Consider the following 15,950-nt stretch of genomic DNA (forward strand, 5'->3'; position numbering starts at 1 on the left):
CTACCTCACATCTATATGTAAAACTTTTTCTCTATATGGTAGATACAATGTATCTACTGTTACATTGTATCATGTCATATCAAACTTTATCAATATATTACTCGCCACAGAACTCTTTAGTTAAGGCACCGAGAATTTCCATGCCCTTTGTGATTTCTTCTACTGTTGGTACTGTATAGCTTAAGCGGAATGCATCTCCTTCCCCTGCACCATCAGCAGCAAAAGCACCACACTTAATGATCCCTACATTGCGATTCATACACGTTTCGAAGAATTCGTCACAATCTACATCCTCAGGCATCGTCATCCATGCGAACATACCACCTGTAGGCTGAGTTAACTTAACCTTAGAACTTGCATACTTATTAAATGCATCAAGCAAAGCATCACATTTAGTCTTATATACTTTACGTACATTTTCTAAATGTGCATCATAATCGATTGTATCAAGAACTTTAGCTACCACCTTTTGTGTAACTAATGGCATTTGACCAGCTGTATTATTCTTTAAAGCTTGGATAGCTTCGATTACCTTCTCTGGGCCAAATAGGAAACCTACACGTAAACCTGCAGATAATGTCTTCGAATAAGAACCAGCATAGAGAACACGATTTTCGGTATCAAAGGATTTAAATGTTGGAATGTACTCACCAGCAAAGCGAATCTCACCGTATGGATCATCTTCATATATAAACAAATCATATTTAGAGGCAATAGCATAAATTTCTTTACGGCGTTCCAACGGCATTGTAATACCTGTTGGATTTTGGAAGTTAGGAATGAGATAAATATATTTACCTTTACCAGATTGAGCAGCTTTTTCTAATTCACTAGGAATCATGCCATACTCATCAGTCTGAATACCTAATGCTTTACCACCCATATTGCGTACAGAATTGATAGCACTAGTAAAAGTAAATTCATCCATGTATACTTCATCGCCAGGTTCCAATACAGTAATTGGTACAAGGCCTAATAGCTGACCAGCACCATTGGAGATTATAAGACCTTGTCCTTCTGGATTCATCTTATGTGTTTTTACAAGACGCTCTAATGTCAATTCTGCTAAACGTGCATCCCCTTGCATTGGTCCATATTGTAAAAGACTCATTGGATTAGAGTGAACCACTTCATCAAAAGCCTTTTCGATGATTTCCACAGGAATCGCTTCTGGTGCAGGATTGCCAATACCAAAGCTAATAAAACCTTCTACCCCTACACCACGTTCAAATACTTCACGAATAAAATTAGGACCTTTTAGGGTCACCCGTTCAGGAAGAGAAAAGCTCATACTATCGCCTCTTTCATATATACTAAATTGAATAACATTTAATTAATTAGAGATTGTTAAGCATTAGGATCGTGCTCTTGTTCAGCATTTTTCTTATTGATGTAGTTCTTATATACCTTCCAAAGAATGAAGTATACAATACCTGCAACAACTACGATGATTCCTAATCGCCCCATATTCTCTTGGAAATTTACAATATCTGTACCGATAGCTACTTCAAGAGCTGTAGATGGGAATTTCCCGATTAAATTCGCTAAGATATAGTCTCTCGGTTTGATTTTACTGATGGCGCCAAGTGCTGTGATAACACCAGACGGAAAATATGGTAAGGATCTGGCAAATAACATGACCACAAAACCATTTTTACCGGAAAAATCATCTACTTTCATCAATACTGTACTCTTAGCAATGAGCTTATCTGCTGTATCACGTAAAAAGTAACGCATAATATAAAAGCTAATGACTACGCCAATCGTTTCTGCAAGCCAGGAAATTATTATGCCTGGCCACATACCAAATACTAGGCCGTTTGCAGTAGATATAAAGATGGACGGTAAGAAACCAACAGCATTAACAAAAATATCAAGAAGCATACTAACGACCATGGCCATAGGACCAAAGCCTTGAATATACTCTGCTATCTCATCCATAGATCCACTCGTCGCTAAATGCCACATAGTAGGATAAAATGTAGGATCTACTATATTGATGGCAATTAATAGAATGACAAAACCAATGCCTGCTATTAACTGTACCCAACCTTCACCAGAAGGCTTTAATTTTTTTGTACTCATATATACCTCGTTTTATAAAAAACTAGTTCTATTATATCACGGATTCTATAGAACTGTTATATGTAAGAACTTAAACATTCTATTTATCTAATTACTACCAGTTAAAAATAATTACTTTTAACTGGTAGTATCTATAAAATATGTATAATAGCATTAGCATAAAAATTATCGAAAGATGTATAATACTATTATAACGAGAATATTCTTAATGAAAGAAGGTATATTATGGTATCAGCAGGTCAAACAGCTACGGCGACTGTAACAGTTACAGAATCTAATATTGCTAAAACAATGAAATCCGGTTCTTTAGAAGTCTTTGCCACACCAGCTATGTGTGCTTTAATGGAAGAAGCAGCTCAAGCAGCAGTACAGCCATATTTAGAAGATGGCGAAGGTACTGTAGGTATCGCTCTATCCATTACTCATGAGGCCCCTACTCCACTTGGTGCAACAGTAACTGCTAAAGCTACAGTTAGTGCTGTAGAGGGACGTAAAATAACCTTTGATATTGAAGCATCTGACGGCGTTGGTATCATTGGTCGAGGAACTCATGAACGATTTGTTATTAATAACGAAAAATTCATGGCTAAAGTTACAAGTCGTGCAAAATCTAACTAATAACTAGTTTTACTAATAGTCTATAACTAATTGTATAATAGCCTAAGTGCGAATTTAACATAACAAAATAATACAAAATGGCATCTATCCAACGATAGATGCCATTTCTATTTACGTGTTAAATTATATAATCTACTAGATTAATCTATTAAAAGATTAGCAAATTTTAACTACCCAGCCTTCAGGAGCTTCAATTTCACCATGTTGAATGCCAAGTAATGTGTCATATAATTTTTTAGTGATAGGCCCCATATCATCCATACCAGCTGGTACATTAATAGTACCTTCTGGAGTATCGATTTGACCTACTGGAGAAATAACAGCTGCTGTACCACAAAGACCAATTTCAGCAAAGTCTTTTAATTCATCTTTATGAACAGGGCGATTTTCTACAGTCATACCAAGGTAGTGTTCTGCTACATACATCAAAGAACGACGTGTAATGGATGGCAAAATACTATCGGATTTAGGTGTAACTAATTTACCATCTTTGGTGATGAAGATAAAGTTCGCACCACCAGTTTCTTCTACATATGTACGAGTAGCCGCATCAAGGTACATGTTTTCTGCATAACCTTTTTCATGTGCATCAGTAATAGCATACAAACTCATAGCATAATTCAAACCAGCTTTAATATGGCCAGTACCATGAGGAGCTGCACGATCAAAATCAGTGATACGAATTTTGATTGGTTTAGCGCCACCTTTGAAGTAAGGGCCTACTGGTGTAGTAAATACACGGAATTGATATTCATCCGCAGGTTTTACACCGATAACGGAGTTTGTACCCATCATGTATGGACGAATATAAAGACTTGCACCATGACCATAAGGAGGAACAAAGTCTTTGTTGGCTTTTACAACTTCTTTTACAGCTTCAAGGAAACGACCTTCAGGTAATGTAGGCATTACAAGGCGTTCACAAGATTGATTCAAACGAACTGCATTCAAATCTGGACGGAAGCATACGATGTGACCATCTTTAGTGTAGTATGCTTTCAAACCTTCAAAGACAGTTTGAGCGTATTGGAATACACCAGCACATTCATTAAGAACAACGTTAGCATCAGTAATTAATCCGCCTTCGTCCCATTTACCATCTTTATATGTAGTTAAATAACGGTAGTCGGTTTCTACATAACCAAAACCGAGATTATCCCAATCGATATTCTTGCTCATAACAATAACCTCCATGCTTATTAATATACTTATAATCTTAACACTATGAGCAAGTTATTTCAACATATTCTATAGAGAACAGAAATTAGACATGTAATAAGTTAAGTATACTTAAGTACAAAATATAGAATACCACTTATTTTGATGCCTTATAAATCATATGGATCATCATATCTATAACGATTAGTATCATAAATAATCTCTATGTCTTTATCTATAATAAATTTAGTTCGTTTCAAATCATAAGGATAAAATTATTCTTTACATACCGATTTATATTATAATTAACTTACCATATATGTATCTCATCTCTTAAGGAGGTATCTCTCATGAAAGAATCTACTAACCGTACCCTAATTACTAATCCAAAAAACATAATCTGTATCGGTTTAAACTATGCAGACCATATAGAGGAAACTAGTCTTGCTACACATGATTTTCCAGAAATCTTTATGAAAACATCTAATGCATTGGCGTCTCATCAAGATATAGTTCCCATTCAAGATGAAAACCTTCATTATGATTACGAAGGAGAACTGGTTATCGTCATTGGTAAGGCTGGTAAAAATATATCTCGCGACCAAGCTAAAGAACATATCTTAGGATATACCATAGGTAATGATGTATCAGCTCGAGCCTTACAATTTAGAGGCTCTCAATGGATTCTCGGCAAATCACTAGATAACTTTGCCCCTATCGGTCCTACTATTGTCTCTCCAGATGATTTTGATTTTGACAATGCCACTATTACTACAACAGTAAATGGTGAAGTGCGTCAACAAGCTAAATTAGAACAAATGTTATTTAAACCAGATGCAATCATAGAGTTTGTATCTCAGTATATTACACTACAAGAGGGTGATATTATCTTTACCGGTACACCTAGTGGTGTTGTACTTGGTAAAAATGAAAGCAAATATGGTTGGTTAAAATCAGGAGATACCGTATCTATATCGATTAGTGGCATTGGTACCTTAGTAAATCAATTTAAATAGTCCCACCTATATATACCAAAAGAGATTACCTATGATGTGTCTATCCATCATGAGTAATCTCTTTCTTCTTTTTCTATAAGTCTATTTAAATATGATTTTACAATCTAATATGTACTATTTATGTTTCGCTTCAAGATCAAGCATGTATTTCTTGCGTTCAATACCGCCAGCATAGCCAGTTAATTTTCCATTACTACCAATCACACGATGACATGGAATGATAATAGAAATAGGATTATGACCTACCGCACCTCCTACTGCTTGGGCAGACATCCTATCTTTTCCTTGCTGTTTTGCAATCTCTTTACCTATATCTCCATATGTTGTAGTTTTACCGTAAGGTATGGTTTGTAATATGGACCATACAGACTTACGGAACTCTGTCCCCTCTAACTGAATCGGTGGTGTAATAAAAGGCTTTTTACCATTAAAGTATTGGTCTAGCCACATAATAGTTACTTCAAATGGACCTGTTAGTTGCTCTATATACTCCGCATCATCATAACTTGGTGCATAATCTTCATCGATAAAAAACAAATCTGTTAAGTATGATAATGTACCAAGCATAATCATAGTTCCTAATGGGCTTTCATAGGTGTATTTATAATTCATAGTACATTATCTCCTTCTTAAACTAACAAATCATTCATAACCTTTTTTATGTCATTATTAAATGATACAGTATTTTTATGAATTTCAAAAGGAGTATATTATTTATCCCAATAATTTGTTGTAGATGTCATAATCTATATCCTTTAATACATTAAATACCACTTGTATTTTACTATTTGTTTCTTTTAAATATGTTCGTACCGTATCTATGGCAATCTGTGCTGCTTCTTCATTAGGGAATCTAAATTCACCAGTAGAAATACAACAGAATGCAATAGATCGTAAGTTATAAGCATTGGCTAACTTTAAACAGGATTGATAGCAAGAAGCTAATTCAATTCTTTCCTTATCTGTTACACTTTCATAAATAATAGGACCTACCGTATGAAGTACATGCTTTGCGGGCAAATTATACCCATAGGTCATACGAGCCACACCCGTTTTTTCAGGCATTTCCATATACTCAGTCATTCTAGCACATTCCATGCGAAGCTCTATACCAGCAAAGGTATGGATTTCATTATCGATACACTTATGATTTGGAGCAAAACATCCGAGTAATTTATTATTGGCTGCATTTACAATAGCATCTACAGATAATCGAGTAATATCTCCTTGCCACAAATAAATCTGAGGCTCTCGCTCTTCCATATCACTAATCGTTACGATTCCCTTTTCATGGGCCAATATATTTAAATATTCAGACTCTATCTTCATCCATTCAAGAGACATGCCACCAGCAGGACGAATATTACATAAAGATCTAAAGAGAGTAAATTGCTCTTCTTCATTCATAGGGATCTCTATATGTTCGTTATGTCTCTCATTGTATTCTGCTACTAAGCCTTCAACCAAATAGCGTAACCGTTCTTGCTGTGTCATATGTAACTCCTTTTTGTATAGACTATACGTTCACCTAATATATAACAAAAAACTGCTAGCACATATGTATATGCTAGCAGTAACTTTACTGTGATTATATTATACTATATTATATTCAGTTTTAAGGTCTTACAAATGCTTGACCCCCATGGTTGACGAGGACATCCCCATCTAAAACCTTTGTGGTAACATTTTGTAGACTACCTTGAATTTGGCTCATCATGAATCGATAACCAGGACTATTTAAATGTTTTGTTAAGGCCTCTTGATCACTATAAATTTGGATAACATACCAATGATTTTTTACATTTCTTTCACGAAGCACATAACCAGCCTTATAACCCGCATCATCGCGTACGGCCCGTTCAATATCGAGTTGGTATTGACGTTGTACTGTGTCGATATCATTGCTATTAACAGTAAACTCTGTCAGAGTCACTATTGCTTTACCATCATTGACAATAGATAAAGCATCTTTTTTCTCAAACAATAGTACAGACTGTACGTCGTACATTTTACGATTTGTTAATTTAGAACCTACTTCATTAACAAAGGCCTGATAATGATCAGATTTGCGATGTGTTTCAATAGCAGCTAAATCTTTATAAACCTCTACTACATAAGACTCAGATGGATTTCCTTTTACATGCGCTACATTCATAGATAATGTATTAGGTTCTTTCTCCATAGATGCTGTTAGATTGGCAACACCTGCACTGTTATATGTGCCCTGTAACTCTGCTGGTACTTCGAATCGATACATATTGACACTAGGTGCTGTATCTACAGATTGATCTCGTTCCATAACAAGAGCCGCAAAGGATGTACTAACACCTAATACAGCAATCGTAGAGGTTACTAAAATACGTTTAAATAATTTTTTAGTCATAAATACTCCTTTACATATATCTTGATAGCTTTTCAGCAAACAAGCCAATACGCTTATAAGTTAACAGATTACATACTTTTGCTGTAAAGTGTCCAAATCTACGATAAAAGAAATTAAATGTTAAATATGCTGGTATTGTGCCCATAGTTTTAGGCATGCGACGAAATATATTTTTTATGGAATATAGCTCTTTATAGATCCAAAGATACCCTTTTTCTAATTCTTCTTTAGACATACCTAACGGTGATACAACTACATGAGACGTATTATATTTTGATAAATCATAATCAAAAATTCTATTTTGCTCTTCCATTCTCTTGTAGAATTCAGTACCTGGATATGGTGTGACAATATGTGATGTAATCGTATCAATTTTCTGGCTAATAATCCAATTTAACGTATTTTTAAAAGTCTCTGGTGTATCTCCATCTAATCCAAATACAAAGCTAGCATTAACCATAATACCACGCTTATGTAATTCGTTAATAAGTCGTTCAAACTCTTCACGATTATTTTGCATTTTATGAACACTAGATAAAGATTGAGAACTAATACTTTCAAAACCAATAAATAAACTCTGGCAACCAGTTTCTTTCATTAAATCCATTAATTCAGGGTGTTGCCCTATTTTCATAGTAACTGCTGCATTCCAGTTTAACTTCAAAGGTTTAATACGTTCTAAAAACTGTTTAGTCCAAGAAATATTGCCAATAAAGTTATCATCTATAAACATAATATGTTTTGTACCTAATTTTTTGATATCTTCCAACACATCTTCTATATTGCGATTAATATATTGGTGTGTTCCAGAACTATTATAGCAAAAATCACATCTATGAGGGCAACTTCGACTAGTAGAAACAACATTGTACCATAAGTAATCGGTCTTATCTATTAAGTCATATGCAGGTGATGCAATATCGTCTCCAGACTCTAAAGGAGCAGATACGTATTGAGATTGTAATCGACCATGTTTAGCATCTTCTATAATTTGAGGCCATGTATTTTCTGCAAAACCTATACAAAGACTATCAAATGCCTCCTTAGGTATGGTATTGGATGCTGTCGTAATATGTATACCACCAGCAATCACCTTAACACCTTTTTCTTTATATATAGATGCAATTTCAATAGCTCTAGGTAAAATATCTACTGTAACTGCTATCCCTACCAAGTCAGGCACATCATCAAAATCAATAGCTCTAATATTTTCATTTTCAATTGTGACCTCACACTCATAACGAATAATATTAGCCACCGTTAACAAACCTAAATGTGGTGACATACGTATTTTTAAATCTGTATCCATAGGACGCTTCAACATACGCGGCTGAATTAATTTAACTTTCATGTACAACCTCTTATATAACAAATACTCTTATATTATTATAAAAGATTATTATTCTTTTTGCATATAAAAACATCCTATCTGTAGAAACAATATTAATTAATATTATTTCCCACAAATAGGATGTTGAGCTTATATTGTTATATATTCAATAGTTGTACCATGTTCTTCAATTAAGTTAACTAAGTCTTTTCCCTGTAGCCATACGGTAGCATCATTTTGATTAGGATGTATACCGATTAGATTATCTTTATAATCCGCATCAATATAGTAATGAACTTTCCGTGCTTCATCGTGAAGTAAACAGAATGGAGATACGTGACCTGGTTTAATCTTCAAAATATCCCATAGCTCTTCTTCAGAGCCAAAAGAAATCTTTTTTAGCTTATGGTCCTTACGAAACTGTTTTAAATCCACACGCTTAGAACCACGAACAGTAATCAAATAATAGTGTTCCCGCTTGTGGTCTCGAATGAATAAATTTTTCGCATCCCACTCAGGATATGGTAACTCTACATTGGGCTTGTCGTCCATACTAAATAGCGGTGCGTGATCCGTAACTTCAAAATCGATATGATGGTCACGTAAACAATCATATACGCCTTGTTTATCTAACATGTAATACCTCTAATATATAGTTTACGCTTGGTGAAAGTAATATTTATAGTTATATTACTATTATATGACCTAATTAACCCACCAAGTCTATTCTCGAACTTTATAGGTACCATCAAATACAAATAATTCAGGATGTTCATGTACGAATGTGTCTTCATAGATTCCATCATATTCATATACTACATCATCTTTTTTATCGAGGAAATCGAACAACTCCTCTTCATTCTCCCAGTCTTGTAAAATAGTCCATCGCTCAGCTCGATCAAATGAAATAGAACCGCCAAAGTAATCGATTACGGATTGTAAATTATCTGCTAATGTATCCATCTTAAAGAGGCGTAATCCAGCAAGAGCATCCTCCCATACAATGCCTGTAGAGTTATAGAAGAACTGATGATGTCCACCATTATTAACCTCTGCGAAGTACCAGGATATAGCATTGAGATAGCGTTGCTCTACAGTAAAAGGTTTTGCAGATTCTAAATAATCATCATATGAGCCATATATATTGATAGTCCAGTACATTGGCTCATTAATGGTCCACATATCGTCTGTAGCTTGTATCTCTTCAACAGTGATAGTACGATGACGAGGTACACCTTCTCTTTTCTTCTTTTTAGCTGCTACATACTCATTATAGGCAGTACATAAATCAGGATAATCAGCTTCACATTTTTCAAAGTCCATTTGCATATAGCACATATCCATGACTTCAAAACAATACGATTTTATATCATCTAGTTCCGATTCCGTAGCTAACCGTACACCCTGATCCACTAACCTTAGCATCTGTTGCATAGTATCAGATATGTACGCTTCATTATTATCTAAAACAATAGATCCATACGCATAGGCACAGCGATAATACCACACCGCATCACGATGCTCTTCATCAATAGCCTCTAATACCTTAATTGCCTCTTTTTCATTGCCATTATTGTTATAAGCTCTACCAAGCTCACCTAACAGAGGTATAGATAAATTTTCTATGCCCACACTAGTTAACACATCAATAATAGTTTTTACGTTTCCACTATCATTAAGATCTTTAATAGTTTGTAACTGTTCAGCATCAGACAAAGATAAAAACTGTTCAACACTTAAAGACATACAATACACGTCCCCTCATAGCACAAATATGTATATGAAATCATCTTAAGATAATTATAACAAACAACACAACACTATGGGTTACAGATTTTAAAATAATAGTTTACGACAAAACAGCTATTTAACTAGCTACCAAGCCATACCACAAATACAGGAGTACCTTCATCATCATCGTCGACATCTTCGGCATCGTCTGCTTCAAACTCGTGATCATCATAGGCTAGATTTTCAAAGAATACATGATCACCGAGCTCTTTATTGGCCATTAAATTATGTAGCTTGAAAAGAAGCTCTTCAGTAGTAAAATACTGGCCATTATCTGCTTTAAGTCGAGCATAAATTTCTACTTGCCACATACCGTCTTCTTTATCGTATTCTTCTAATTCATCGTCTTCGTATAAGTATTCATTAGGGTGAAGCTGACTTTTACTTTCAATCCAAGCTTCGTAGCTCACCAAAATTTCAGGCTCTACTAATGGCGGTAAATTATCACGATTAACATTATGCTCTTCTAAGCATTTATAAAACTCCTTAAGAAACTCTTCTCTAGTATAAGTAGTTTTATTGAAAACCCAAGGAATTCCCTTAAATTCATGATAGTAACCTTCATATATTTTATTACCATCTTTATCAGTACCGAGATATTCAATCTGCTCAGTATTCTCATCCTTGTTAAAAAGTTTTTTTATGGCATCAAAAATCATAGGATAATCCTCCTTGTAATCCTTTGAGCTAATAGAGATTAATAAATACTCTACTACTTCACAACACTAATCTATTTATCTAAAGTAGCTCTTTTTCCATTTTGATGGCAATATATCAGCCATCAATAGCAAAGTAATTTAAATCTTCAAACTCATCGTCCCAAAATTCAAAGCAAAATATATGCGTATAATCAAAGGTTTGTTCACAATAGGTTACAGTACCTAGCTCTGGATCAATTTGAGGGATACCGATCCGTTCTTTCACATCATCTATAGTAATAGATTCATCATACAGTTCTCGAATGTCTTCAAGCATAAAAGCAGCAATCTTATCAATATTTTTATGGTAATTTTCGGCAAGAACTTTTACAGTATCTAAATAATCACCTGATGGTTTCTCATCCCAACAGAATTCTAAGCCTTCATAAAGAAGTCTATAATCACAATATCTCTCATTATATACGAGTTCATTTTCACTCATAGGCATTCTCTCTCCTTATTAATGCTTCGATTTCAAAATTACTAAAATTCTTTCTCAATATTTTACACGAAGCCCATATAAAATAACGTAGCCCAAAGCACAGAAGTATATACTTTCTAAGTATATAGTAAAAGCCCCTCGCATAAGCGAAGGGCTAATCTATTATATATCTATTAGTTAGCTACCACAGCATGTATAGAATACAGGTATACCATCTTCGTTATCTATAAGCCCGTAACCTTCACATTCATGGCCTTCGTATTCAATACCTTCAAAGAATACGTGATCACCTAGTTCTTTATTAGCCATTAGATTATGCAATTTAAAGAGCAACTCTTCTCTTGTAAAATATGTACCATTATCAGCTACAAGATGAGCCATGATTTCTACTTGCCACATACCATCTTCTTTATCCTCTTCAAATAGTTCTTCATCGGTTACACGTTCATTATCAAAAAGTTGGTCTGTACTTTCAATCCAAGCTTCATAGGTTACTAGAATTTCCGGTTCTTCTAATCTATCGTCGTCTGCTTCATCATCTACATATTTCTCTACTTCTTTATGGTATTCTTTAGAAAACTCTTCTCTGCTATATGTTTGCTTATTAAATACCCAATGTACTACATCATATGTAGGATACTTATCTTCTTCGCATTCATTAATATCTCCAGTAACTTTACCTTCTGTAGTAACTTTATCTTCTATAGTATCTTTGCTATTTTTCTTATCAAAGACATTCTTAATAGTTTCATATACCAAAGGATAATCCACCTTGTACTCTTTTGGCTTAATTTTAAATAGGTGATATTTTACCACTTCACAGCACCAAACAAGCTGTTTATCTAAATGGGCTTCTTTCGTCATTTTTATGCCTGTTTCTATTAATTGTAATGCCTTCTGTACATGTTCAGATTCATAGCTTTTACCATACCCTAGCATCCCATGAGCATAGCCACAACGATAATACCAAGACCAATCGCGATGTGCCTCATCGATACGTTCAAATAAATCAATAGCCTCTGCTGCGCGGCCACTATTGTTATACATACGTCCTAAGGAGCTTAACAATATAGGCGACAAATTATCAATGCCTATGTTAGTTAATAACTCCATCGCACGCTTGAAATCGATGCCCTCTTGTTCATTAAGGAGCTTAACCTTTTCTGTATCACTTAATTCTTGAAACTCTTCATCCGTAATTTCTTCTATATTGAAATATAAGTTCTTAATAAAGTCACCAAAATTATCTGCTAACGGCGTAATTGAATAATCACATTCTTGGTCTACACGGACTACCTTAGGTTCACCGGTTGGACCGCACTCACGATAATCGAGGAAAACCATGTCGTGACCGCCGGAAATTGTATCGGCTACAACGATACCAATAGGGGGATATTTTACTTTGGAAATCCAAAATTCATTACCCATCTCACCTAAAAGAGAGTATTTTTTATCTCTATCGATGCCATATATTCCTGTTATATATACACAATCGTCATCATCGTTAATAAAACAATTCTTATTTACTACACCACCATTATGGTTTTTAAGTAGCTCTATATATGCTGTAGGCAATGTATAGCCTAGTTTAGCTTCAGCATTCTTAATATCCTCATCGGTAACCTCTCTACCTATATAGGACTCAAATGCATAATCGGTGTCTTTCCAAAATCCAGTCCAATTGAAATCTTTTAGATGACTCATAATACTCTCTCCTAAACAAATAGATATAATCTAACCACATTTTATTTGATCAATGGAATATTTTTTTATTAAAGCTTTCACCTCACGCCGTATCAAAATGGTATCTATAATATAGGAAAAAATGATATAAGGACATACATTTATAATCCCGATAGGGGCCAATATAAGGGCTGCCCACAATAAATTCAGTGAATACGCATACCACTTAAAATCAATGGTATTTAAAAATGGTATAACATAGTCAATAACTCTTACTTCCCATTGCATTAATGGGTTCAATTCCTCACTTGTGCCTAATAGCCAAGTGAAAGTAAGGGCAAATATCAAACCATATACTATGCCAACAGGAATCAATATCTTCGCTCTCTTTTTTAACAGATTACGGCAAATCTCATCTTCTTCCTCTGGTGTTACATCGTATACCATATTACATTCTATCTGAATCCGTCTAAATCGATAGCGAATATACTTATACAAAAGGTTATTCGGTGAATATAACATAATGGGCTCCGTATACTATTTGTAGTAACTTAATTTTAGAAAATATATCATCCATCTATGGCAAAGTAATGTAAATCTTTGAATTCATTATCCAAAATATATTGCAGGATCAGTCATCGTTTGTCCCCTTTACATAGCTTTCCATCTTCGGTCTTAAATCTAACACGATTTCCCAACTATCTAATGTAGGAACCTTACGATGTGCAATAAAATCTTCTATTATCTGTAATACCTCTTGATGGCCCAGCTCATTCTTACCATATATGATAGCGCCGCGGTCGCCATCATTAGTTACACTAAGCTCTATATGTAATAAATCGGTATCTTGATCACTACAAACCTGTACAAAGTTATATAGTTTATTATCTATGGAGATTGCCTTTGATGGAGAAATAACTACAAAGTCTTGCTCTTGGTCTTCAATAGCATACAGATTTTGTTCAACTTCATTCAGTGTAATACCTTCATATTTATAGGTGCCTACATCAATGGACCAATCCGTATATGTTTTCTCAAATGTATCTGTCATATGTATTGCCTCTCCTTTACGATATACATTAAAATAAGGTTTCTAATTGACCTGCCATATCGGACATAAACTCATCAAATTTACAAAGCTCTCGTAGTTCTTGATGTTCTACATCATAACAAGAAATCTTTTTAGTTTTAGGGTCCCATACAATTTGCCACTCGTTATACTCGCCCAGTTCTTTAGATAAACGCAATAGATTACGACGACCTAATTTAAATGGAATCGTATCAATAAGTGGGAAGAACTCTATAGATATAAAATCGGAGTCTGGCAATTCAAAGTAAAGTTGTTCGCCCGCTAAAAAATTCACTAATGCTTTTGGTAATTTAAATGGCTTTAACTGATCCATTTTATTTTGTATATCATGAAACTCAGCAGGCTCTAAGGATTTAAAATACTCTGCCATTTCCATATCGCCTTTTTCAATAGCAATGCTATAGGCGCGCATACCATCCTTTTCCGTGATGGTCACGTCAGCGCCATGTTCTACCAAGTATTTACACATCTTTAAATCTACATACCGTGCTGCTACGCACAATGGCGTTGGCTTAAAGGGATATACAGAATCAGGCTTATTGTAGTTAATATCTACACCATTATGAATAAAGAAATCTAGAACCTCATAATTTCTATCTGTAATGGCATTTCTGAAAGCTTTACCGCCATACTTCTGTACCGTATGGCCTAAGTCATGAATAATCTGTAAATGATTATATTTCTTGCCATATAAGGCAGCTCGAAAGGCATCTACTTTTACACGGTTCAAGGCGTGAAAATTAGCACCATGAGTCACAACATAGTCGATAATCTCTTTATTACCATACCGTACAGCTAATAAGAAACTTGGATTTTCTTCATCATTAAGATTAGCGCCATTCTCCACTAACCATTGAATACTTGGCAAGCAACACATAACAAGAGCTAATTCTAAAGGTGTATGCTCACTATACTCACCAATTTCTATAGGTATATTAATATCCCAACCATTGGCTAATGCATTTTCTAAAGCGCTAATATTTCCTGTTACAATATCTGTTACGATATGAGGCACAGATTCAAATGTACCTAAATCTTTTAACTGTATCATGTCACTCTCCCATGAACTATATATTTAAAATGATTATCACTAATTACATTATATTACATTTATAAGTATGAGTGTATAGTAAAAGCCCTCCGCATAGCGAAGGGCTAATCTATTATTTCTCTTGTACTTGTTTACCACTCATATGTTCAATGGTAATTTCAAACATTTGTGTTGCTCGCCCATTACGAGCAATTTGTTCATCAGCTAACGCTTCATCAGGATAATATTTCATAGCAAATTCTTTTAATCGATCTATAGATTCTGAACCGGCCTCTAACAAACGACATCTTCCAAATACGACTACACTTTGCACATACGGCGCCCATGGTTCAGATTTATCAATACGCTCATCACCATATACGGTAAAACATACCTTATCTGAAGTTTTCAATGCCTCTACCTTATGACCAGCTTTAGCTCCATGAAAATAAATTTTCTTCTTATCACAATCATAAAAATAATTAATAGGAATAGCATAAGGGTAACCATTATCGCCGTTCATGGCTAAAATACCTCGACGATTAGATTGTAATAAAGCTTCTGCAGCACTATGGTCTATTTCATTTATCTTTTTACGAATAGATTTAAACATAATCTATCTCCTA

18 protein-coding genes are annotated in these 15,950 nt (G+C 34.6%); 2 read left to right on the forward strand and 16 right to left on the reverse strand.

The genetic code is table 11. The features are described from left to right. Positions 1-97: 97 nt before the first annotated feature. Both EL171_RS05860 and EL171_RS05865 read right to left on the reverse strand, forming a co-directional pair. Positions 98-1,291: an aminotransferase-like domain-containing protein gene (locus EL171_RS05860; RefSeq protein WP_005386909.1), complete on the reverse strand. Its 1,194-nt coding sequence runs from the start codon at positions 1,289-1,291 to the stop codon at positions 98-100. A gap of 56 nt (positions 1,292-1,347) precedes the next feature. Beyond that, on the reverse strand, positions 1,348-2,085 hold the full coding sequence (locus EL171_RS05865; protein ID WP_005386912.1) for a TVP38/TMEM64 family protein: 738 nt from the start codon (positions 2,083-2,085) through the stop codon (positions 1,348-1,350). A 225-nt stretch (positions 2,086-2,310) separates the two neighbouring features. Between EL171_RS05865 and EL171_RS05870 the strand changes: the two genes are divergently transcribed. Continuing rightward, a complete protein-coding gene (locus EL171_RS05870; RefSeq protein ID WP_005386914.1) occupies positions 2,311-2,703 on the forward strand; it encodes a thioesterase family protein in 393 nt (130 codons plus the stop codon). A 156-nt stretch (positions 2,704-2,859) separates the two neighbouring features. On the opposite strand, the gene EL171_RS05875 is transcribed toward EL171_RS05870, so the two are convergent. Further along, positions 2,860-3,882 (reverse strand): branched-chain amino acid aminotransferase, encoded by a 1,023-nt coding sequence (locus EL171_RS05875; RefSeq protein ID WP_039969240.1) that lies wholly within the window; start codon positions 3,880-3,882, stop codon positions 2,860-2,862. A gap of 329 nt (positions 3,883-4,211) precedes the next feature. Here EL171_RS05875 and EL171_RS05880 point away from each other — a divergent pair, with 329 nt between their 5' ends. Beyond that, positions 4,212-4,877 (forward strand): fumarylacetoacetate hydrolase family protein, encoded by a 666-nt coding sequence (locus EL171_RS05880; RefSeq protein WP_005386918.1) that lies wholly within the window; start codon positions 4,212-4,214, stop codon positions 4,875-4,877. 114 nt (positions 4,878-4,991) lie between these two features. Here EL171_RS05880 and EL171_RS05885 read toward each other — a convergent pair whose 3' ends face one another. From EL171_RS05885 to EL171_RS05945, 13 genes are all read right to left on the reverse strand, one after another. Continuing rightward, positions 4,992-5,489, reverse strand: a complete 498-nt coding sequence (locus EL171_RS05885) for a methylated-DNA--[protein]-cysteine S-methyltransferase (protein WP_005386920.1) — start codon at positions 5,487-5,489, stop codon at positions 4,992-4,994. Between the two features lie 102 nt (positions 5,490-5,591). After that, the gene (locus tag EL171_RS05890) at positions 5,592-6,371 is read right to left on the reverse strand and encodes a protein-ADP-ribose hydrolase (protein ID WP_005386922.1); all 780 of its coding nucleotides are present in this window, start codon (positions 6,369-6,371) and stop codon (positions 5,592-5,594) included. 121 nt (positions 6,372-6,492) lie between these two features. Further along, positions 6,493-7,260, reverse strand: a complete 768-nt coding sequence (locus EL171_RS05895) for an antibiotic biosynthesis monooxygenase (RefSeq protein WP_039969244.1) — start codon at positions 7,258-7,260, stop codon at positions 6,493-6,495. 10 nt (positions 7,261-7,270) lie between these two features. After that, positions 7,271-8,611, reverse strand: a complete 1,341-nt coding sequence (locus EL171_RS05900; protein WP_005386925.1) for a B12-binding domain-containing radical SAM protein — start codon at positions 8,609-8,611, stop codon at positions 7,271-7,273. A gap of 129 nt (positions 8,612-8,740) precedes the next feature. Beyond that, positions 8,741-9,226: a prolyl-tRNA synthetase associated domain-containing protein gene (locus EL171_RS05905; protein ID WP_005386926.1), complete on the reverse strand. Its 486-nt coding sequence runs from the start codon at positions 9,224-9,226 to the stop codon at positions 8,741-8,743. 87 nt (positions 9,227-9,313) lie between these two features. Further along, a complete protein-coding gene (locus tag EL171_RS05910; RefSeq protein ID WP_005386927.1) occupies positions 9,314-10,336 on the reverse strand; it encodes a DMP19 family protein in 1,023 nt (340 codons plus the stop codon). Between the two features lie 125 nt (positions 10,337-10,461). Continuing rightward, complete coding sequence (locus tag EL171_RS05915; protein ID WP_005386928.1) at positions 10,462-11,040, reverse strand: hypothetical protein; 579 nt, start codon at positions 11,038-11,040, stop codon at positions 10,462-10,464. Between the two features lie 115 nt (positions 11,041-11,155). Continuing rightward, a complete protein-coding gene (locus EL171_RS05920; protein WP_039969399.1) occupies positions 11,156-11,521 on the reverse strand; it encodes a hypothetical protein in 366 nt (121 codons plus the stop codon). Between the two features lie 177 nt (positions 11,522-11,698). Further along, positions 11,699-13,225: an SMI1/KNR4 family protein gene (locus EL171_RS05925; protein WP_005386931.1), complete on the reverse strand. Its 1,527-nt coding sequence runs from the start codon at positions 13,223-13,225 to the stop codon at positions 11,699-11,701. A 30-nt stretch (positions 13,226-13,255) separates the two neighbouring features. After that, entirely contained in the window at positions 13,256-13,726 is a 471-nt protein-coding gene (locus tag EL171_RS05930) for a hypothetical protein (RefSeq protein ID WP_039969246.1), read from the reverse strand. Positions 13,727-13,835: 109 nt separating this feature from the next. Next, positions 13,836-14,255, reverse strand: a complete 420-nt coding sequence (locus EL171_RS05935) for a hypothetical protein (RefSeq protein WP_005386940.1) — start codon at positions 14,253-14,255, stop codon at positions 13,836-13,838. 28 nt (positions 14,256-14,283) lie between these two features. Then, positions 14,284-15,345 carry an ankyrin repeat domain-containing protein gene (locus EL171_RS05940; protein ID WP_005386941.1) on the reverse strand — a complete coding sequence of 354 codons (1,062 nt, stop codon included), beginning with the start codon at positions 15,343-15,345 and terminating at the stop codon, positions 14,284-14,286. Positions 15,346-15,457: 112 nt separating this feature from the next. Next, entirely contained in the window at positions 15,458-15,937 is a 480-nt protein-coding gene (locus EL171_RS05945; protein WP_005386942.1) for a pyridoxamine 5'-phosphate oxidase family protein, read from the reverse strand. Between the last annotated feature and the right edge of the window lie 13 nt (positions 15,938-15,950).

Origin of the sequence: Veillonella dispar, from assembly GCF_900637515.1 — a bacterium.
GTDB lineage: Bacteria > Bacillota > Negativicutes > Veillonellales > Veillonellaceae > Veillonella > Veillonella dispar.